At 39.9% G+C, this 21,739-nt stretch carries 19 protein-coding genes and 1 riboswitch; of the genes, 17 read left to right on the top strand and 2 right to left on the bottom strand.

The annotated features are described in order from the left end of the window. Positions 1–4: 4 nt before the first annotated feature. The 5 genes from HT722_RS01620 to HT722_RS01600 all read left to right on the top strand — a co-directional run bounded on the left by HT722_RS01620 (position 5) and on the right by HT722_RS01600 (position 6,898). Positions 5–1,327 (top strand): PTS sugar transporter subunit IIC, encoded by a 1,323-nt coding sequence (locus HT722_RS01620; protein WP_050259687.1) that lies wholly within the window; start codon positions 5–7, stop codon positions 1,325–1,327. A 1-nt stretch (position 1,328) separates the two neighbouring features. Then, positions 1,329–3,215 (top strand): DUF4838 domain-containing protein, encoded by a 1,887-nt coding sequence (locus HT722_RS01615; RefSeq protein ID WP_173277129.1) that lies wholly within the window; start codon positions 1,329–1,331, stop codon positions 3,213–3,215. Between the two features lie 167 nt (positions 3,216–3,382). Beyond that, positions 3,383–3,727 (top strand): PTS lactose/cellobiose transporter subunit IIA, encoded by a 345-nt coding sequence (locus tag HT722_RS01610; protein WP_050269811.1) that lies wholly within the window; start codon positions 3,383–3,385, stop codon positions 3,725–3,727. A 9-nt stretch (positions 3,728–3,736) separates the two neighbouring features. Beyond that, the gene (gene lacG / locus HT722_RS01605) at positions 3,737–5,149 is read left to right on the top strand and encodes a 6-phospho-beta-galactosidase (protein ID WP_138001086.1); all 1,413 of its coding nucleotides are present in this window, start codon (positions 3,737–3,739) and stop codon (positions 5,147–5,149) included. Between the two features lie 69 nt (positions 5,150–5,218). After that, entirely contained in the window at positions 5,219–6,898 is a 1,680-nt protein-coding gene (locus HT722_RS01600) for a PTS transporter subunit EIIC (protein ID WP_173277124.1), read from the top strand. Between the two features lie 125 nt (positions 6,899–7,023). On the opposite strand, the gene HT722_RS01595 is transcribed toward HT722_RS01600, so the two are convergent. Together HT722_RS01595 and trkA are read right to left on the bottom strand one after the other, a co-directional pair. After that, on the bottom strand, positions 7,024–8,463 hold the full coding sequence (locus HT722_RS01595) for a TrkH family potassium uptake protein (RefSeq protein WP_173277122.1): 1,440 nt from the start codon (positions 8,461–8,463) through the stop codon (positions 7,024–7,026). Positions 8,464–8,466: 3 nt separating this feature from the next. Continuing rightward, positions 8,467–9,816, bottom strand: a complete 1,350-nt coding sequence (gene trkA, locus HT722_RS01590) for a Trk system potassium transporter TrkA (protein WP_173277120.1) — start codon at positions 9,814–9,816, stop codon at positions 8,467–8,469. A gap of 188 nt (positions 9,817–10,004) precedes the next feature. Here trkA and HT722_RS01585 point away from each other — a divergent pair, with 188 nt between their 5' ends. The 12 genes from HT722_RS01585 to pheT all read left to right on the top strand — a co-directional run bounded on the left by HT722_RS01585 (position 10,005) and on the right by pheT (position 21,631). Further along, positions 10,005–10,853 (top strand): S-adenosyl-l-methionine hydroxide adenosyltransferase family protein, encoded by an 849-nt coding sequence (locus tag HT722_RS01585; protein WP_173277118.1) that lies wholly within the window; start codon positions 10,005–10,007, stop codon positions 10,851–10,853. Between the two features lie 15 nt (positions 10,854–10,868). After that, a complete protein-coding gene (locus HT722_RS01580; protein ID WP_173277116.1) occupies positions 10,869–11,414 on the top strand; it encodes an ECF-type riboflavin transporter substrate-binding protein in 546 nt (181 codons plus the stop codon). 168 nt (positions 11,415–11,582) lie between these two features. Next, positions 11,583–13,265: an ABC transporter ATP-binding protein gene (locus tag HT722_RS01575; RefSeq protein WP_173277114.1), complete on the top strand. Its 1,683-nt coding sequence runs from the start codon at positions 11,583–11,585 to the stop codon at positions 13,263–13,265. Continuing rightward, on the top strand, positions 13,250–14,080 hold the full coding sequence (locus tag HT722_RS01570) for an energy-coupling factor transporter transmembrane component T (RefSeq protein ID WP_173277112.1): 831 nt from the start codon (positions 13,250–13,252) through the stop codon (positions 14,078–14,080). The genes HT722_RS01575 and HT722_RS01570 overlap by 16 nt, the downstream gene beginning before the upstream one ends. Before the next feature lie 192 nt (positions 14,081–14,272). Next, positions 14,273–14,776 (top strand): tRNA (cytidine(34)-2'-O)-methyltransferase, encoded by a 504-nt coding sequence (locus HT722_RS01565; RefSeq protein WP_173277110.1) that lies wholly within the window; start codon positions 14,273–14,275, stop codon positions 14,774–14,776. Between the two features lie 59 nt (positions 14,777–14,835). Beyond that, a riboswitch (FMN riboswitch) is annotated at positions 14,836–15,054 on the top strand. Between the two features lie 163 nt (positions 15,055–15,217). Next, positions 15,218–15,781: an ECF transporter S component gene (locus HT722_RS01560; RefSeq protein WP_000185834.1), complete on the top strand. Its 564-nt coding sequence runs from the start codon at positions 15,218–15,220 to the stop codon at positions 15,779–15,781. Then, positions 15,771–16,421 carry a phosphatase PAP2 family protein gene (locus HT722_RS01555; RefSeq protein ID WP_240146907.1) on the top strand — a complete coding sequence of 217 codons (651 nt, stop codon included), beginning with the start codon at positions 15,771–15,773 and terminating at the stop codon, positions 16,419–16,421. Before HT722_RS01560 ends, HT722_RS01555 begins: the two co-directional genes overlap by 11 nt. Positions 16,422–16,448: 27 nt before the next feature. After that, the gene (locus tag HT722_RS01550; RefSeq protein ID WP_173277108.1) at positions 16,449–16,868 is read left to right on the top strand and encodes a chromosome partitioning protein ParB; all 420 of its coding nucleotides are present in this window, start codon (positions 16,449–16,451) and stop codon (positions 16,866–16,868) included. Further along, the gene (locus HT722_RS01545) at positions 16,843–17,322 is read left to right on the top strand and encodes a GNAT family N-acetyltransferase (protein ID WP_000809632.1); all 480 of its coding nucleotides are present in this window, start codon (positions 16,843–16,845) and stop codon (positions 17,320–17,322) included. The genes HT722_RS01550 and HT722_RS01545 overlap by 26 nt, the downstream gene beginning before the upstream one ends. A gap of 271 nt (positions 17,323–17,593) precedes the next feature. Continuing rightward, positions 17,594–18,640, top strand: coding sequence for a phenylalanine--tRNA ligase subunit alpha (gene pheS / locus HT722_RS01540; protein ID WP_173277106.1), 1,047 nt, complete (start codon positions 17,594–17,596; stop codon positions 18,638–18,640). Beyond that, complete coding sequence (locus HT722_RS01535; RefSeq protein ID WP_173277104.1) at positions 18,640–19,149, top strand: N-acetyltransferase; 510 nt, start codon at positions 18,640–18,642, stop codon at positions 19,147–19,149. Before pheS ends, HT722_RS01535 begins: the two co-directional genes overlap by 1 nt. A 76-nt stretch (positions 19,150–19,225) precedes the next feature. Beyond that, positions 19,226–21,631 carry a phenylalanine--tRNA ligase subunit beta gene (gene pheT, locus HT722_RS01530; protein ID WP_173277103.1) on the top strand — a complete coding sequence of 802 codons (2,406 nt, stop codon included), beginning with the start codon at positions 19,226–19,228 and terminating at the stop codon, positions 21,629–21,631. Positions 21,632–21,739: the final 108 nt, after the last annotated feature.

Here is a 21,739-nt window from a genome sequence, read left to right as displayed (position 1 = left end):
GGTGATGAACAATATTTTAACGTTTTTAGAAACGAAAGTCGCTCCGTTTGGTGAAAAAGTTGGCAACCAACGGCATTTGAAAGCTATTCGTGAAGGATTTATGATGGCAATGCCTTTGATTTTAGTCGGCTCTTTATTTCTTATTCTAATCAGTTGGCCTCAAGAGGCTTTTACAAATTGGCTGAATAGTGTTGGATTGCTAAGTATCTTGACAACTATGAATCAGTCAACAGTAGCGATTATCTCCTTGGTCGCTTGTTTCGGTATTGCCTACAGGTTGTCGGAAGGATATGGTACAGATGGTCCGTCTGCAGGGATCATAGCCTTATCCAGTTTTGTATTGATGGCCCCTCGTTTTTCAAGTATGGTTTATGATAAAAATGGGGAGCAGGTCAAGCAGTTATTTGGCGGCGCAATACCATTTTCTAGCCTGAATGCGTCTTCTTTGTTTATGGCGATTACCATTGGATTGGTTACAGCAGAGATTTATCGTATGTTTATCCAACGCGGAATTACGATAAAAATGCCAAATGGTGTCCCAGATGTGGTCAGTAAATCATTTTCAGCTCTTTTACCTGGTTTTACTACTTTTGTTTTGTGGGCTTTGGTCTTAAAAGGTCTTGAAGCGGCAGGAGTTGCAGGAGGTCTCAACGGACTTTTAGGTGCAATTGTTGGAACACCGCTTAAGTTAATTGCAGGAACGCTTCCAGGTATGATTCTATGTGTTATTGTAAACTCATTCTTTTGGTTCTGTGGAGTTAATGGGGGACAAGTTTTAAATGCTTTTGTAGACCCAGTTTGGTTACAATTTACTACAGAAAACCAAGAAGCTGTGGCTGCAGGACAAACCCTACAACACATTATTACATTACCGTTTAAAGATTTATTTGTATTTATTGGTGGCGGTGGAGCGACTATTGGTCTTGCGATTTGTCTCTTCCTATTTAGTAAGAGTCGTGCTAATAAAACATTAGGTAAGCTAGCTATTATACCGTCTATCTTTAATATCAATACAGCTATTCTATTTACGTTTCCAACGGTTTTAAATCCGATTATGCTGATTCCGTTTATTGCTACTCCTACAATCAATGCCTTGATTACCTATGTATCAATGGCTGTAGGATTAGTACCTTATACAACAGGTGTAATCCTTCCGTGGACAATGCCACCGATCATAGGAGGATTCCTTGCGACAGGGGCTAGTTGGCGAGGAGCTCTATTACAAGTTGTTTTGATTTTGGTTTCTGTAGCAATTTATTATCCATTCTTCAAAATTGCAGATAAACGCAATCTTGAAAAAGAAAAAGCTACTGTTGGAGGGGAATAAGATGGTTATCAGAGTATTTGATCAGCAGAAAAATACTTATTCTAGCTTTGCCTTAGAGGAATTGAGTTACTATATGAATCGGGTCTTTAAGACTGACATAGAACTTGTCGAGGAGAAGGAAGCGGATATTTTTGTAGGATTAGTCAATAAAGAGGATAGAAAAGACCATGTTCTTATCTCATTAGACAAGGGTAAGGGGAGAATTGAGTCTAATACAATTGTAGGTTTACTTATTGGAATTTACCGAATGTTTCATGAATTTGGTGTTGTGTATACTAGACCAGGGCGCGGACATGACTTTGTTCCAGAGTTAGGATTTGAAGATTTTTTAGATAAACAGCTATCTATAGATGAAACAGCCAGTTACTATCATAGGGGAGTATGTATAGAGGGAGCAGATTCATTTGAAAATATACTAGATTTCATTGATTGGCTACCTAAGATTGGGATGAACAGTTTTTTCATTCAGTTTGAAAATCCCTATTCTTTTTTGAAACGTTGGTATGAACATGAGTTTAATCCATACCTAAATAAAGAAAAATTCTCAAATGAATTAGTACAAGAATTGAGTGATAGGTTGGATAAAGAATTGCAAAAAAGAGGTCTTATTCATCATCGTGTTGGTCATGGATGGACAGGTGAGGTTTTAGGTTACTCTTCAAAATTTGGCTGGGAATCAGGTCTTAGTATTTCAGAGGAGAAGAAACCGTATGTCGCTGAAATAAACGGGAAGCGAGAATTATTTAGTACGGCTCCAATTTTAACAAGTCTGGATTTTTCAAATTCAGATGTGGCGGATAAGATGGTAGAAATTATTACGGATTATGCCAAGAAAAGACCTGATGTGAATTACTTACATGTATGGTTGTCGGATGCTCGTAATAATATTTGTGAATGCGAAAACTGTAGACAAGAATTGGTTTCGGATCAGTATATTCGTATTCTCAATCAATTGGATAGGGCTTTAAGGAGTGAGGGATTAGATACAAAGATTTGTTTCCTACTTTATCATGAGTTGTTATGGGCACCTCAGAAAGAAAAATTAGATAATCCTGAACGCTTTACCATGATGTTTGCACCTATTACAAGAACATTTGAAATGAGTTATGCAGATGTAGATTTTGACAATTCCATACCTGCTCCTAAACCTTATATGCGTAATAAAATTATACTTCCGAATTCTCTTGAGGAAAATTTATCTTATCTTTTTGAATGGCAAAAAACATTTAAAGGAGATAGTTTCGTATATGACTATCCTTTAGGGCGTGCTCATTATGGCGATTTAGGCTATATGAAAATTAGTCAAACTATTTACAAAGATGTATCTTATCTGTCAAACCTACATTTGAATGGGTACATTTCGTGTCAAGAATTACGTGCCGGATTCCCTCATAATTTTCCTAATTATGTTATGGGGCAAATGCTCTGGAAGAAGACAAGAAGTTATGAAGAATTGATTGAAGAATACTTTTCTGCCTTGTATGGATCAAATTGGCAGTCTGTTGTTGAATATTTAGAAAAATTATCTAGTTATTCCTCATGTGATTATTTTAATGCAATTGGCAGTCGTCAAAATGATGTTTTAGCGAATCATTATTATATAGCTTACAATCTAGCTGATAATTTTTTACCAATTATTGAGGAAAATATTTCTAAGTTATTAAATAGTCAAAAGGATGAATGGAAACAGCTCAGTTATCATCGTGAATATGTTGTTAAGATGGCGAAGGCTTTATATCTTCAAGCAACTGGAAAAACAAGGCAAGCTCAAGATGAGTGGAAAAATGTTTTGAATTATATCCGTGGGCACGAATTACTATTCCAATCTAATTTGGATGTTTATCGTGTAATTGAAGTAGCAAAAAATTACGCTGGTTTCCACTTATAAATCATAAGTATAGAAAATGAACCAAGGTATTCAGAGAAGATTGATCCTAAATATTATGAAATTTAAGGATTTTTAAGATATTTAGGGTCGACTTTCTATTTATATCGTAGCGAAGTCATTTTAATAATGATGTGTAAAAGATGGCTCAAGATTGAGGAGGAAGAAAGATGAAATCAAAAGAAGAAGTAAATATGCTTGGTTTTACAATTGTCGCTTACGCAGGAGATGCAAGGTCAGATTTGATGGATGCTTTGGCGTTTGCGAGAGATGGATATTTTGAACAGGCAAGAGAATTGGTTGAGTCTGCAAACGACTCAATAGTGTCTGCCCATCGAGAACAGACTAATTTATTAGCGGAGGAGGCATCTGGAGATAATTTTGAAGTGAGTTTTATCATGATTCATGGTCAAGATACCTTGATGACAACGATGCTATTGTATGATCAGGTAAAGTTTTTTATTGATGAATATGAACGAATTCGAAAGATTGAAGAACATATTGGTTTGCAATGAGGATTAGTCATGGAAAATTTACAGGTTAAAGCCTTACCGAAGGAGTTTTTATTAGGAGCTGCTACCGCTGCTTATCAAGTAGAGGGTGCAACTAGGGTAGATGGCAAAGGAATAAACATGTGGGATGTTTATTTGCAAGAAAATAGTCCGTTCTTACCAGATCCAGCTAGTGATTTTTATTATCGTTACGAAGAAGATATAGCCTTGGCGGCAGAACATGGTTTGCAGGCTTTGCGTTTATCTATTTCCTGGGTTCGTATATTTCCTGATATAGATGGGGATGCTAATATATTGGCTGTTCGTTATTACCATAGAGTCTTTCAGTCCTGCTTAAAACATAATGTGATTCCGTTTGTTTCTTTACATCATTTTGATTCGCCTCAGAAAATGTTAGAAACAGGGGATTGGTTGAATAGAGAGAATATTGATCGTTTCATACGATATGCTCGTTTTTGTTTCCAAGAATTTACAGAAGTCAAGCATTGGTTTACAATCAATGAACTGATGTCTCTTGCTGCAGGCCAATACATAGGAGGTCAGTTTCCTCCGAATCATCATTTTCAATTATCTGAAGCAATTCAAGCAAATCATAACATGTTGTTGGCGCATGCTCTTGCAGTCCTCGAATTTCATCAATTAGGGATTGAGGGAAAGGTAGGTTGTATTCATGCTTTAAAACCAGGCTATCCTATTGATGGGCAAAAAGAAAATATTTTGGCAGCTAAACGGTATGATGTTTATAATAATAAATTTCTATTAGATGGAACTTTTTTGGGCTACTACAGTGATGACACGCTTTTTCACTTGAATCAAATATTGGAAGCTAATAATTCTAGCTTTATTATTGAAGATGGTGATTTAGAAATTATGAAAAGAGCTGCACCTCTTAATACGATGTTTGGGATGAATTATTATCGTTCAGAATTTATTAGTGAATACAAAGGTGAAAATAGACAAGAATTTAATTCAACAGGAATAAAAGGACAGTCCTCTTTTAAATTAAATGCTCTAGGTGAATTTGTAAAAAAGCCTGGTATTCCGACAACAGATTGGGATTGGAATATTTATCCTCAAGGCTTATTTGATATGTTGCTTCGTATCAAAGAAGAATATCCTCAACATCCGGTCATTTATTTAACTGAAAATGGTACAGCCCTTAAAGAGGTTAAGCCAGAGGGCGAGAATGATATTATTGATGACAGTAAGAGAATCCGTTATATTGAGCAACATTTACACAAAGTTTTAGAGGCTCGAGATAGGGGAGTCAATATTCAAGGCTATTTTATATGGTCTTTGCAAGATCAATTTTCTTGGGCGAATGGCTACAATAAGCGATATGGTCTTTTCTTTGTTGATTATGAAACACAGAAGAGATATATTAAGAAAAGTGCTCTTTGGGTAAAAGGGCTAAAACGGAATTAAGGTTAGCGATTTGACTGATATTTAATATGTTTTAACTATGAGCTTAAATTTTTTACAGGAGGAGTTTTTATGGATAAGCTAGTCGCTGCCATTGAAAAGCAACAAGGGAAATTTGAAAAAATTTCTACTAATAATTATATGATGGCTATTAAAGATGGATTCATTGCTACTATGCCTTTAATTATGTTTTCAAGCTTTTTGATGATTATTATTATGATTCCTAAAAATTTCGGAGTAGAGTTACCGAGTCCAGCTATTGTCTGGATGAGAAAAGTGTATATGTTAACCATGGGAGTTTTGGGTATTATTGTTTCAGGGACTGTTGGAAAGTCATTGGTTGGAAATGTTAATAGAAAAATGCCTCACGGAAAGGTAATAAATGATACTTCTGCAATGTTGGCAGCCATATGTAGTTATCTGGTATTAACTGTAACGCTTGTAGTTGATGAGAAGACGGGATCTACAAGTTTGTCGACAAACTATTTAGGATCTCAAGGATTGATAACTTCGTTTGTCAGTGCCTTTATTACTGTAAATGTTTACCGATTCTGTATTAAGCGAGACATTACTATTCATTTACCTAAGGAAGTTCCTGGGGCTATATCACAAGCTTTTAGAGATATTTTTCCTTTTTCTTTTGTTTTACTTATTAGTGGTTTGTTAGATATTGTATCTCGGTTTAGTTTAGATGTTCCTTTTGCCCAAGTATTTCAACAACTATTGACCCCTATTTTTAAGGGAGCAGAATCATATCCTGCTATGATGTTGATTTGGTTTATGTGTGCTTTGCTTTGGTTTGTTGGAATTCATGGACCATCTATTGTCTTACCTGCTGTTACAGCTTTACAACTAAGCAATATGGAAGAGAATGCTCAACTCCTTGCAAATGGGCAGTTCCCTTATCATTCTTTAACACCTAATTTCGGGAATTATATCGCTGCGATTGGAGGAACGGGGGCTACCTTTGTTGTACCATTTATTTTGATTTTCTTTATGCGGTCTAAACAATTAAAATCGGTAGGTAAAGCTACAATTACTCCTGTTTTATTTGCGGTAAATGAACCTCTTCTATTTGGTATGCCTGTTATTTTGAATCCCTATCTTTTTGTCCCTTTTTTGATGACTCCACCAGTGAATGTATTTCTAGGAAAGGTCTTTATTGATTTCTTTGGAATGAATGGATTTTATATCCAGTTACCTTGGGCTTTTCCTGGTCCCTTGGGATTGTTAATTGGAACGAATTTTCAACCTATCTCCTTTGTATTTTTATCTTTGATTTTAGTTGTCGACATATTGATTTATTTGCCATTCTGTAGAGCGTATGATAGACAGTTACTGATGAAAGAAGATGTTGCAAGCTCAAATGATATTATTTTAGAGGAGGATACAAGTGAAATAATGCCTGGTGAGTTAGATGAAATAAAAAGTAAGGAGTTGAAAGTACTGGTTCTTTGTGCAGGGTCTGGAACAAGTGCGCAATTAGCCAATGCAATTAACGAGGGCGCTCAATTAGCAGAAGTTAGAGTGATTGCGAATTCAGGAGCGTACGGAGCTCATTATGATATTATGGGTGTTTATGATTTGATCATTCTGGCTCCACAAGTTCGGAGTTATTATAGAGAGATGAAGGTGGATGCAGAAAGATTAGGTATTCAGATAGTTGCTACCAGAGAAATGGAATATATTCATTTAACAAAGAATCCAAGTAAAGCCTTACAATTTGTATTGGAGCATTACCAAGTTATGTAGTTAGTTTTTCCATCTTTTCTTTAAGTAAGGACTATGCGTAAAGAAAAGATGGGATTTAAAATCGTTCCCCCTTTTTTAATATAAAAATCCCTCTTTCACAATTGTAAAAAGAGGGATTTTATATTTTATCTCTTAGACCAAGTTCTCTTCATAAAGAGAAGGAGGATTGGGTAAATCTCCAAGCGGCCTGCAATCATTGCAAAGGAGAGGAGAATTTTTGAGATAGGACTAAAGATTGAGAAGCTAGAAGTGGTTCCTAGAATAGGTCCGATATTATTGAAGCAGCTAAAGACAGCACTGGTAACGACTAGGAAATCATTGCTATCTAGGCTGACAATAAAGATAAGCGCTAGCAAAATCATAGCATAGATGACAAAGTATTTGAGAATTTTATGCTGGGTATCCTTGTCAATCACCGTTTTATTAACATGGAGTGTCAAAACACGGTGGGGCGATAGGATTGACAAAATTTGATTTTTGGCAATTTTTGAAAGGATAAGGCCTCGAATAACCTTGAGTCCACCTGCAGTTGAACCAGCAGAACCACCGATTGCCATGAGGAAGAGAAGGATAAACTGGGAGAAGAGGGGCCAATTGGTAATATCTCCATATCCAAAACCAGTCGTTGTAATGATATTGGAAACCTGGAAGAAGGCCATTTCAAAACTCTTAGAAAATCCTGGGTAGAGATAGAGGGTATTGAGGCTGATCAAGCCTGTAGAAAGCAGAACAATGACCAAGTAAGCTCGAAGTTCTTCGTCACCAAAGAAGGCCTTGACGCGACGGAGCATGAGGTAGTAGTAGAGATTGAAATTTACTCCAAAAACCAAAACTCCGATACTAACCAGATAGGTAATCAGTGAGCTACCATAGTGGGCAATTCCATCGTTATAGACGGTAAATCCTCCTGTACCTGCTGTCCCCATGGCAATGACAAAACTATCAAATAGGGGCATGCCAGCTAGATAATAGATGATGACAAAGAGGGAGAAGAGAGCTAGATAAAGGAGATAGAGAATCTGGGCAGTATTTTTGAGTTTGGATACAACCTTACCGAAAACAGGGCCAGGAACCTCAGCCTTCATCACTTCTAGGTGGCTATTCTTGGCATTATCCATAATAGCAAGTGCAAAAACAAGCACTCCCATTCCTCCAATCAAGTGGGTAAAACTTCGCCAGAAGAGGAGGGAACGGCTGAGAACCGAAACGTCGTTCAAAATACTTGCTCCAGTAGTTGTAAAGCCAGAACTGATTTCAAAAAAGGCATCGATAACGCTGGGAATTTGTCTAGCAAAGACAAAGGGGAGACCGCCAAAGAAGGACCAAAGGATCCAACAGAGGGCCACAATCAAGATTCCCTCCTTGGCATAAATCCGTTGATTTTTTGGCTTTTGTAAAATTCCTGAGCCGCCTAGTAATACGAGAATCCCAATCGTTGTAAAGAGGGCTGTAAAGACTTGGCTCGATTCACGGTAATAGACAGCGACAGACACAGGAACCAAAAGAAGAACAGCTTCAATCAAAAGTAATTTTGAAAGGAGGTAACGAATCATACTTTTATTCATTTCTTACCTCGCGATCAAGTCATAAATCTTGGTGATGTTTGGTAACAAAGTTGTTACTAGGAGCTTGTCTCCGACTTCCAGCATATCCTCCCCGGTAGGGAAAATAGTCTTTCCTTTTCGAATGATAGCTGCGATAAGAACCCCTTTTTTCAATTTCAGTTGAGAAAGAGGTTTGGCAGTCATTTTATTGGCTTCCTTGATATGGAATTGCAGGGTTTCGATTTGACCATTTGCTAGATGGTGCATGGCTTGAAGGTCTGAATACTGGGCGTTAACTCGACCACGAATAAAGTGCATAATCGTGTCTACGGCAATGCTTTTAGGGGTGATGATACTTGAAAAATCAGGCGCATTGATAATCTCGAGGAGACTGGTACGATTGACCTTGGTAATATTTTTCTGTACACCTACCCTGTCAAGGAACATAGAGGTAATCAGATTTTCCTCATCGACCCCTGTTAGAGTCGCAACGGCACCATAGTTTTGAGCACTTTCTTCCAGCAGGATATCTTTTGCGGTACCATCTCCTTGAACGATGTGGAGGTTTGGAAATTTCTCGCTAAAGAAGCTAGCAATTTCAGGATTGATTTCAATAACCTTGGTATCGATACGACTGTCTTTGAGGATACCTAGTAGATAATAGGCAATTCTACCAGCTCCAACAATAAGAAGACTCTTCACGGCACGAGACTTGAAATAATTATGGAAGAGCATCATGTCAACACGGTTACCAGTGACAAAGATTCTATCTTTATCCTGTATGGTCATATCACCACTTGGGATGATAATTTGATGATCTCTTTCTATCGCACATACAATGACATTGCCAAATTTTTTCCGAAAATCAGAAATGGGCATTTGGCAAAGACCACTGGAGGATTTAACAGTGAATTCCATCAAGCTGACCCGTCCACCAAAGAAACGTTCGACAGACAGGGCGTTGGGGAAGTCAATGATATTAGCAATAGCGCGGGCAGCCAAGAGCTCAGGATTAACGATAAGAGAAAAACCGAGAATATTCTTTTCCTTGAAATAAGAGTTAGAATATTCAGGGTTCCGCACCCGAACGATGGTCTCTTTAGCTCCCATTTTTTTGGCTAGAACGGCTGCAATCATGTTCACTTCATCATATTCAGTCAGGGCGATAAAGATATCACAATCCTGGACACTGGCTTGCTCAAGGATGGTAAAATCGGCCCCGTTACCAAGGATACCCATAATATCAAAACGACTGACGATATGATTGAGAACAGCTTCGTTTTGTTCAATCAGTAAAACATCATGCTTTTCTGCAACCAAGGAGCGACAGAGGGCAAAACCAACTTTTCCCCCTCCGACAAGGATAATTTTCATAATAAAACCTACTTCTTCATTATGTAACTATCATACCTTTTTTCAAGAAAAAATGCACCTGCTAGCTAATAACCAGAGCTTTTAGTAGGAAATTTGCTATAAGGTAAAACTATACCCTAACCAATTGAAATAGCTATTAGCGACTTTCTCTGAAATATGGTATGATAAAGGATATACAAGGAGATAAAATGAATAATAATTTACTGGTATTACAATCAGACTTTGGTCTGGTTGATGGTGCGGTATCGGCTATGATTGGAGTGGCTTTAGAAGAATCTCCAACCTTAAAAATCCATCATTTGACGCACGATATCACGCCTTATAATATTTTTGAGGGGAGCTACCGCCTTTTTCAGACGGTGGATTACTGGCCTGAGAGAACGACTTTTGTATCGGTTGTCGATCCAGGTGTCGGCTCGAAACGTAAGAGTGTGGTTGCCAAGACTGCAAAAAATCAATACATTGTTACCCCAGACAATGGGACCCTTTCTTTTATCAAGAAACACGTAGGCATTGTAGCCATTCGTGAAATTTCTGAAGTGGCCAATAGACGTCAAAACACAGAGCATTCTTATACCTTCCACGGTCGTGATGTCTATGCCTACACTGGTGCTAAACTGGCCAGTGGTCACATTACTTTTGAGGAAGTGGGACCAGAGCTCAGTGTGGATCAGATTGTGGAGCTTCCAGTCGTAGCGACCATCATAGAAGATCATCTGGTGAAGGGAGCTATTGATATTCTGGATGTGCGTTTTGGTTCGCTTTGGACCTCCATTACGCGAGAAGAATTTTACAAGCTGGAACCAGAATTCGGTGATCGTTTTGAAGTGACTATCTATCACGCTGATATGCTGGTCTATCAAAATCAGGTTGTCTATGGCAAATCATTTGCGGATGTGAGAATTGGTCAACCCATCCTTTACATCAACTCTCTCTATCGTTTAGGTCTGGCAATTAACCAAGGTTCCTTTGCCAAGGCCTATAATGTTGGTGTCGGTTCATCTTGGACCATTGAAATAAAGAAAATAGAATCATAAAATAGGAGAATATAGATGAAAAATCAATCAATTAAACAAGTTGTTGCTATCGGTGTTGGAGCTGCGCTCTTTGTTGTCATCGGGATGATCAGCATTCCGACACCTGTTCCAAATACAAGTATCCAGCTTCAGTATGCGGTACAGAGTCTCTTGTCTATCATTTTTGGTCCTCTAGTGGGGCTACTTGTTGGTTTAATTGGGCATGCGGTGAAGGACGCTATTGCTGGTTACGGTTTGTGGTGGACTTGGATTATCGCTAGCGGCCTCTTTGGTCTAGCTGTGGGGCTATTTAGAAAGTACGTTCGCGTGATCAATGGTGTCTTTGACTGGAAAGATATTCTTATTTTTAATCTCATTCAACTACTTGCAAATGCTCTTGTTTGGGGTGTCTTGGCACCACTTGGAGATGTTGTGATTTATCAAGAAGCGGCAGAAAAAGTATTTGCACAAGGAATTGTTGCGGGAATTGCTAATGGTGTATCTGTAGCTATTGCAGGTACTCTTCTCTTGCTTGCCTATGCAGGAACTCAAACTCGTGCAGGAAGTTTGAAAAAGGACTAAAATGATGGGGAAGGCTGGGCAACCAGTCTTTTTCGATGTTTATAGATTAGTTAGTCAAGCTAGCTAGGCTAGGAATCTTTTTGGCGCTAAGATTTTAAGAGAAGAGACTGCAAGAAGGGTTCGATTTATGATAAAATAGAAGTCTAAGAAGCGAATGAAGAGAGTAAGATGAAAGAAGCTATAATTGAGTGGAAGGATTTCTCTTTCCAGTATGAAACGCAACAAGAACCGACCTTGCAAGGGATGAATTTGACCATTTACAAGGGAGAGAAAGTCTTAATTGTTGGTCCATCTGGGTCAGGTAAGTCTACCTTGGGTCAGTGTTTGAATGGGATTATTCCCAATATTTACAAGGGGCAGATGTCTGGAGAATTTTTGATCAAGGGGCAAGCAGCCTTTGATATGAGTATCTATGATAAATCTCATCTAGTCAGTACAGTTTTGCAGGATACAGATGGGCAGTTTATCGGATTGTCCGTGGCAGAAGATTTGGCGTTTGCTCTGGAAAATGATGTAACAGCCCTAGATGAGATGAAAGATCGTGTTCATAAATGGGCTGAAAAGCTGGATCTTATTTCTTTGCTGAATCAGCGTCCTCAGGATTTGTCAGGTGGACAAAAGCAGCGAGTCAGTCTGGCTGGTGTCTTGATTGATGAGAGTCCGATTCTCTTGTTTGATGAGCCACTCGCCAATCTGGATCCCAAGTCAGGTCAGGAGATTATCGAATTGATTGACCAGATTCATAAGGAGGAGGGGACGACGACTCTTATTATCGAGCACCGTTTGGAAGATGTTCTGCATCGCCCTGTGGATCGGATTGTCTTGATCAACGATGGCCGTATCCTCTTTAATGGGAGTCCTGACCAGTTACTGGCGACTGATTTATTGACACAAAATGGAATTCGGGAACCCCTTTATCTAACGACTCTCCGTCAATTAGGTGTGGATTTAGCTAAGGAAGAACAATTAGCAAATTTGGACAACTTGTCTATCTCAAAAGGTCAGGTTCAGTTGCAGAATGAACTGGCAAAAGAAACCCCAGAATTGCAGTCACTCTTTAAATTAGAGGACGTGTCTTTTTCTTATGATGATAGACCAATTTTAAAATCCCTACATTTAGATATTAAAAAGGGCGAAAAAATTGCTATTGTCGGAAAAAATGGGGCAGGGAAGTCAACCCTAGCCAAGGCCTTAAGTAGCTTTATTCAGACGGAAGGCCGCTATCTTTGGGAAGGACAGGATATCAAAGGAGATTCTGTTGCAGAGCGGGCGGAACGAGTAGGCTATGTGCTGCAAAATCCCAATCAAATGATTTCGACCAATATGATTTTTGATGAGGTGGCTCTGGGACTTCGTTTGCGAGGTGTGGACGAGCAGGAAATTGAAACGAGAGTCTATGAAACTTTGAAAATCTGTGGGCTTTATGAATTCCGTAATTGGCCTATTTCTGCCCTGTCATTTGGTCAGAAAAAACGTGTCACTATTGCCTCGATTTTGGTTTTAGGAGCTGAAATCATTCTCTTAGATGAACCGACTGCAGGCCAAGACCAGAAGAACTATACTGAGATTATGGAATTTCTCGAAGAACTGCATCAAAAAGGTCATACCATTGTCATGATTACCCATGATATGCAATTGATGCTGGATTATTCAGATCGGGCTCTTGTCATGGTGGATGGGGAATTGATTGCCGATACTGATCCAGCTAGTCTCTTGAGCAATCCTGAGCTGTTAGTAAAAGCCAATCTAAAAGAAACTTCTATCTTCAACTTGGCAAAGAAACTCGACGTGGATCCACTTGCTTTAACGGCATTTTATAAAGAAAGGAGAGAAGGATGCAAGCTAAACTAATTGGTTACCAGCATAGAGATACTGTGATTCATCGCTTGTCAGGAGCTGCTAAACTCCTCTTTTTCATCCTTGTATCATTGGCGGCCATGATTAGCTATGATACTAGACTACTTGTTCTGATTGCCATCTTTTCGGTTTTTCTCCTCTATTTATCACAAATCCGCTTTAAAGATGTTTCCTTTGTGGCCGTTTTTGCGACGGTATTTGCCGTTTTAAATGTCTTGATGGTCTATCTCTTTTCTCCCGAGTATGGGGTTGGACTTTACGGAGAGAGAAGTGTGATTTGGCAGGGAATCGGAGCCTACACTCTGACCAGCCAAGAACTCTTTTATCTGCTAAATCTGGTCATTAAGTATCTTTGCACTATTCCTCTGGCTATTATCTTTTTGATGACAACTCATCCTAGTCAGTTTGCTTCCAGTTTAAATCAAATTGGTGTGCCTTATAAGATTGCCTATTCAGTCAGCCTGACCTTGCGCTATATTCCAGATTTGCAGGAAGAATTCTTTACTATCAAGATGTCTCAGGAAGCGCGTGGGATGGAATTATCCAAGAAAGCTTCTCTTATGCAACGAATCAAAGGCAATCTGCGCATTATTACGCCCTTGATTTTTAGCTCGCTAGAACGCATTGATACCATTGCGACCGCCATGGAACTTCGACGCTTTGGGAAAGAGAAAAAACGCACTTGGTATAGTTATCAGGCCTTGAAAAAAGGAGATTATATTACCTTGCTCTTGGCAGCTGCGTTTTTAGTAGCTAGTTTACTACTTATCTTGCAGAATCAGGGACGATTTTACAACCCTTGGAAATAGCTTGAAAAAATTGAAAAAATCAAGTCGTTTCTATTGACAATGATTCTGAAAGTGTTATACTAAGAAAGTAGTTTCGCTGATTTACTTCAAACCTGTTGTGAGGTAAGTTAACGATGCCTTAACCACGCTGTTTGCTGAGCTTGACTCCGGGCAGTGTGGCTATTTTTTTGCAATGGTAAAAGGAAGCAAGTCATGACAAATCACATTGTATTATTTGAACCCCAAATTCCACAAAATACAGGCAATATCGCGCGTACTTGCGCTGCAACCAATTCTCCCCTCCACATCATCAAGCCCATGGGCTTTCCTATCGATGACCGTAAGATGAAGCGAGCTGGTTTGGATTATTGGGATAAGCTAGAGATTTATTTTTACGAGAGTTTAGAGGATTTCCTGCCTCAGATGAAGGGAAAACTCTATCTGATTTCGAAATTCGCTGAGAAAGTGTATTCTGATGTGGATTTATCGACTAACGAAGACCATTATTTTCTATTTGGACGTGAAGACAAGGGCTTGCCTGAGGACTTTATGCGAGAACATCCTGAGAAAGCTCTCCGTATTCCTATGAATGATGAACATGTCCGCAGTCTCAATGTGTCTAATACTGTCTGCATGATTGTCTATGAGGCTCTTCGCCAGCAGAACTTTGCAGGTCTTGAGCTTGTTCATACCTATGAAGTGGATAAATTGAAATAAAAAATGAAAATGAAAATGAACAAAATGCTTGCGCTTGCAAGCGTTTTTTGTTATGATAAAAGAGTCTTCAGGGCAGGGTGAAATTCCCGACCGGCGGTAAATTTGACTAGCTATTTTAGCTTTCTCGTCGTTGTCTTGTCTCGATATACTTTAAGTATTATCTTCGACTGCGACGCCTAGATAAATCTAAAATATCTTAGCCAAATAAGTCCGCGAGCGCAAGCTGATGTGGTGAGATTCCACAACCGACAGTATAGTCTGGATGGGAGAAGACGAAAGAATAGCTTTGTCTGTTCTGATAGATTTATAGCTGAACTGTAACCGCTTGCTTGGATTTCCTTAATAGAGTGAGAGGGAACTTTTGGGATATAAAAAGTGAGAATAGATAGAGGAATCCTTTCTAACTTCTTCTGATTTTATAGAAAATTGGAGGAACCTGTTATGACAAACACACGTCGACTTTCGACCATTGCGATCTTATCAGCCATCTCATTTGTGCTGATGTACTTTGACTTTCCGCTCTTGCCAGCGGCATCCTTCCTCAAGATCGAATTTAGTATCTTGCCAGTCCTTGTTGGTCTGGTGGTCATGGATTTGCCTGCTGCTCTAGGAGTTCTCTTGCTTCGCTCACTCTTGAAATTGCTTCTTAACAGCCAGGGAGTGAATACTTACATTGGTTTGCCGATGAATATCGTAGCTTTGGGAGTTTTTGTCATCGTATTTGCTTTGATTTGGAAAAAGGAACGGACAACTCTTCGTTTCCTACTAGGCTCTTTAGCTGGAACTATTGGTTTAACCGTGGCTATGTTGGTTCTTAACTATGTTTATGCTGTTCCTTTGTACGCTAAGTTTGCTAACTTTGATATTGGAAAAATTTTGGGACTTTCCAACTACCTAATGACTATGGTGTTGCCTTTTAACTTGATTGAGGGTGTAATCTTTTCCGTTTCATTCTGGTTGTTGTATGTTCTCTTGAAACCAACCTTAAAACATTATGAAAGATAAACAAACATTTTTAATGAAGGGCAGTTTTGCCCTTTTACTTTTCGTTATTCTTGGCTACATGGTCAAATTTTACCCTGAAACGCTGGTCGGTTTTGACCAACCGATTCAGACTGCTGTTCGAGGAGACTTGCCAGATTACTTGACTATTCTTTTCAGGGCCATCACACGCTTGATTGATATCCCAGTGATTATCACTTGGGTTGTCATTACAGCTTTTATCTTTTATCGTAAGCGATGGAAGATAGAAAGTTTCTTCATGCTAGGAAATCTGGTTTTGGCAGGTCTTTTAATCGTGACCTTTAAAAATATCTACCAGCGCCCACGACCAGCTATTTTACACTTGGTTGAGGAGAAGGGATTTTCCTTCCCAAGTGGCCATTCTCTGGCTGTAACCTTGATGGTTGGTTCTCTGATTGTTATTCTTAGTCAACGGATGAAAAATCCAGTCTGGAGAAAAATCGTGCAAATCGTACTTGCTCTCTATCTAGTCAGTGTGCTGGTATCAAGGGTTTATCTGGGAGTTCATTATCCATCAGATGTCCTTGCCAGTCTCTGTGTGGGTTTGGGAGTCTTGTTTATCGAGTTTCCCTTTTATGATAAGCTCCGCTTCCAATGGCGATTTAAAGGCAAGCAGAAGTGAGTATCAAATTCCCTTGAGGAGAAAGAAATGAAAGTCAGTATAGCAGATCTTCATCCGACTCAACTATATTTATCAGAAAAGAAGTTGCAAGATATTCAGATGCTTTATCAGTCTGTAGAACTAAACAATGTTGATCCAATTAGTATTCTTGCGTTTGGAAATTGCTTGTTGATTACAGATGGGCATCACAGGGCCTATCAGACTTTATTGGCAGGTCAAGATACGATTTCTGCTGAGTGGGATAGAGATGGTGGTGATGAACTATATCATCTCTATGCGCAAGCTTGTGAGGAAAGAAAGATTTACTCTGTTCTGGATTTAAAAAATCATATCTTACCTCAAGATGAGTATGAAGCAAAATGGTATAACTGGTGTGAGGGTTTTAATCAAGCAGCAACTCTCTTATTGAAAAGGAAAGCAGATGAAACAGATTTTACAAATAGATAATTCACTACGTCTCGTTCCTTATTGTAAGGTCAATCATTGTGAGGAAGCTTTTGCTTGGTATCAGAATGTGGACTTGGTTTACCTCGTAGATGGGGTGAAGCTTCCTTATAGTCAAGAAACTTTGGAAGCCATGTATTCCTATTTGGATCAGCATGGTGAACTTTTTTGGATTGAAGTCAAGGAGAAGGGAGAATGGTTTCCAATTGGGGATGTTACACTATCTCAGGATAATTTCCCCATTGTGATTGGGAATCCCGCTTACCAACATCGAGGACTTGGAAAAAAGATTCTAAGTGCTTTGATTGAATTGGCTCGAGTAAAAGGATGGAGAGAATTGAGAGTCAAGGAAATCTACACCTACAATCATGCTTCTAGGAGGTGTTTCAAGTCGCTTGGATTTGTGGAAAATGGAGCAACAGAAAAAGGAACGAGTTTTATACTGAAATTAGTCTAATCTAACTTGTTTTTTAACTTAAAATCTGATAAACTATGTAGTAATTGAATAGAAATCTGCAAGACTAGTAACTCAAGGGAAGTATATCAGGGAGGAGAGCCGTGACTGCAAGCTCTCTATATGAAAGCTGGGTGAATTCACTTGCGCATGGATTTAGAAATGAAGGTCTGACTTGTCAGATGAAAACGGATGGTACCGCGTGTCAACGCTCCGAGTGGAGTTTTTGGCATGTGGTTTTCTTTTTATCTGATAAGCGACTGATGGAGGAATTATGTCAACTATTGAAGAACAATTAAAAGCGCTTCGCGAAGAAACGCTGGCTAGCTTGAAGCAGATTTCTGCTGAAAATGAAAAAGAGATGCAAGAATTGCGTGTCTCTGTCCTTGGTAAAAAGGGTTCGCTCACTGAAATCCTCAAAGGGATGAAAGATGTCTCTGCTGAGATGCGTCCAATCATTGGGAAACACGTCAATGAAGCTCGTGATGTCTTGACAGCTGCTTTTGAAGAAACAGCTAAACTATTGGAAGAAAAGAAAGTCGCAGCTCAACTGGCTAGCGAGAGCATCGATGTGACACTTCCAGGTCGTCCAGTTGCGACTGGTCACCGTCACGTTTTGACACAAACCAGTGAAGAAATCGAAGATATTTTCATTGGGATGGGTTACCAAGTCGTGGATGGTTTTGAAGTGGAGCAAGACTACTATAACTTTGAACGTATGAACCTTCCCAAAGACCACCCAGCCCGTGATATGCAGGATACTTTCTATATCACTGAAGAAATCTTGCTCCGTACCCACACGTCTCCAGTTCAAGCGCGTGCTATGGATGCCCATGATTTCTCTAAAGGTCCTTTGAAAATGATCTCACCAGGGCGTGTGTTCCGTCGTGATACGGACGATGCGACCCACAGTCACCAGTTCCACCAAATTGAAGGCTTGGTTGTTGGGAAAAATATCTCTATGGCTGATCTTCAAGGAACCCTTCAGTTGATTGTGCAAAAAATGTTCGGTGAAGAGCGTCAGATCCGTCTGCGTCCATCTTACTTCCCATTCACAGAGCCATCTGTTGAGGTGGATGTTTCTTGCTTCAAGTGTGGTGGAGAAGGCTGTAACGTATGTAAGAAAACTGGTTGGATCGAAATTATGGGGGCCGGTATGGTTCACCCACGTGTCCTTGAAATGAGTGGTATCGATGCGACTGTTTACTCTGGATTTGCCTTTGGTCTTGGACAAGAGCGTGTAGCTATGCTCCGTTACGGAATCAACGATATCCGTGGATTCTACCAAGGAGATGTCCGCTTCTCAGAACAGTTTAAATAATGATTAGAAAAGTAGAAATGGCAGATGTTGAGGTGTTGGCTAAAATTGCCAAACAAACCTTTCGTGAAACATTTGCTCATGATAATACGGAAGAGCAGTTACAGGAATACTTTGAAGAGGCTTATAGTCTGAGAGTTTTGTCAACTGAGTTGGAAAATCCTGACTCCGAAACCTATTTCATTATGCATGAAGAGGAGATAGCTGGTTTTCTCAAAGTCAACTGGGGAAGTGCTCAGACTGAGAGAGAATTAGAGAATGCTTTTGAAATTCAACGTCTCTATGTGCTACAAAAATTCCAAGGATTTGGACTAGGTAAGCAACTGTTTGAATTTGCTCTTGAACTTGCTACAAAAAATAGTTTTTCCTGGGCTTGGTTAGGTGTTTGGGAGCATAATACAAAAGCTCAAGCGTTTTATAATCGATATGGTTTTGAAAAATTTAGCCAACATCATTTTATGGTTGGTCAAAAAGTAGATACGGATTGGTTACTGAGAAAGAAATTAAGGTAAGAAGATGATTCTTCTATTGAAATGATAGGAAAGGAAAAGAACTAGAGTGGCAACTGTCATTCTGGAAAACTAAATTATGCTTGTATCTTATAAATGGTTAAAAGAATTGGTGGACATTGATGTGCCATCACAAGAGTTGGCTGAAAAAATGTCAACTACAGGGATCGAGGTAGAAGGTGTCGAATCACCTGCTGCTGGTCTCTCAAAAATTGTCGTCGGTGAGGTCTTGTCTTGCGAAGATGTGCCAGAAACTCACCTCCATGTTTGTCAGGTTAACGTTGGCGAAGAAGAAGCCCGTCAAATCATCTGTGGTGCCCCAAATGTGCGTGCAGGCATCAAGGTCATGGTGGCACTTCCGGGAGCTCGCATTGCTGACAATTACAAGATCAAAAAAGGGAAAATCCGCGGTTTTGAGTCACTTGGGATGATCTGTTCACTTGGTGAATTAGGAATTTCTGACTCAGTTGTACCTAAGGAATTCGCAGATGGCATCCAAATCTTGCCAGAAAATGCCGTTCCAGGTGAGGAAGTCTTCTCATACCTAGACTTGGATGATGAAATCATCGAACTTTCTATCACACCCAACCGTGCAGATGCCCTTTCTATGCGTGGGGTGGCTCACGAAGTAGCAGCTATCTATGATAAGGCAGTCAACTTTAAAGAATTTACTCTTTCAGAAACTGACCAAGCTGCAGCAGATACTCTTTCTGTAGGTATTGAGACAGACAAGGCGCCTTATTATGCAGCTCGTATCTTGGACAATGTGACTATTGCATCAAGTCCACAATGGTTGCAAAATCTTCTTATGAATGAAGGTATCCGTCCAATCAATAACGTAGTGGACGTGACAAACTATATCCTGCTCTACTTTGGTCAACCTATGCATGCTTTTGACTTGGACACCTTTGAAGGCAATGACATCCGTGTACGTGAAGCGCGTGCTGGTGAAAAATTGGTGACTTTAGATGGTGAAGAACGTGACTTGGACGTGAATGACTTAGTTATCACTGTCGCAGACAAGCCAGTAGCCCTTGCAGGTGTCATGGGAGGTCAAGCAACAGAAATCTCTGAAAACTCTAGTCGTGTCGTCCTTGAAGCTGCAGTCTTCAATGGAAAATCTATCCGCAAGACTAGTGGTCGCCTCAACCTTCGTTCAGAATCGTCTTCTCGCTTTGAAAAAGGGATCAATGTGGCAACAGTCAATGAAGCCCTTGATGCGGCAGCTAGCATGATTGCAGAACTTGCAGGTGCGACGGTGCGTAAAGGTATCGTTTCAGCGGGTGAACTTGATACCTCTGATGTGGAAGTTTCTTCAACTCTTGCTGATGTTAACCGTGTCCTCGGAACTGAGCTTTCTTATGCTGATATCGAAGATGTTTTCCGTCGTCTTGGCTTTGGCCTTTCTGGAAATGCAGATAGCTTTACAGTCAGCGTCCCACGTCGTCGCTGGGATATCACTATCGAGGCAGACCTCTTTGAAGAAATTGCTCGTATCTATGGATATGACCGCTTGCCAACCAGCCTTCCAAAAGACGATGGGACAGCTGGCGAATTGACAGCCACACAAAAACTCCGCCGTCAGGTTCGTACGATTGCTGAAGGAGCAGGTTTGACAGAAATCATCACCTATGCTCTAACAACTCCTGAAAAAGCAGTTGAGTTTACGGCTCAACCAAGTAACCTTACTGAACTCATGTGGCCAATGACAGTGGACCGTTCTGTCCTCCGTCAAAATATGATTTCTGGTATCCTTGATACCGTTGCCTACAACGTAGCTCGTAAGAATAAAAACTTGGCCCTTTATGAGATTGGGAAAGTTTTTGAACAAACTGGTAATCCAAAAGAAGAACTTCCAAATGAGATCAACAGTTTTGCCTTTGCCTTGACAGGCTTGGTTGCTGAAAAAGATTTCCAAACAGCAGCAGTTCCAGTTGATTTCTTCTATGCTAAAGGAATCCTTGAAACGCTATTTGCTCGTTTGGGCCTCCAAGTAACTTATACAGCAACATCTGAAATTGCTAGCCTTCATCCAGGTCGTACAGCAGTCATTTCACTCGGTGACCAAGTTCTTGGTTTCCTTGGCCAAGTACACCCAGTCACTGCTAAGGCCTACGATATTCCAGAAACGTATGTGGCTGAGCTCAACCTTTCAGCCATCGAGGCTGCCCTTCAACCTGCTACTCCATTTGTGGAAATCACAAAATTCCCAGCAGTTAGCCGTGACGTTGCCCTTCTCCTCAAGGCAGAAGTCACTCACCAAGAAGTTGTGGACGCTATCCAAGCTGCCGGTGTGAAACGCTTGACAGATATCAAACTCTTTGACGTCTTCTCAGGCGAAAAATTGGGACTTGGTATGAAGTCAATGGCTTATAGCTTGACTTTCCAAAATCCAGAAGATAGCTTAACGGACGAAGAAGTCGCACGCTACATGGAAAAAATCCAAGCTTCGCTCGAAGAAAAAGTCAATGCAGAAGTGCGTTAAAGTATCAATCCATCCTTTGGGGTGGATTTTTTTTTATGTGACTTTCAGTCCGTCTCGCTCCGTTAGGTGCGAGACAAAAAAACCACTCGCTATGCGGGTGCGCGTCGA

Origin of the sequence: Streptococcus sp. 53 (assembly GCF_013276565.1) — a bacterium.
In the GTDB taxonomy this organism is placed as follows: Bacteria; Bacillota; Bacilli; order Lactobacillales; family Streptococcaceae; genus Streptococcus.
Note: the sequence above shows the minus strand (reverse complement) of the source record. Positions and strands in the feature narration are given on the sequence as shown.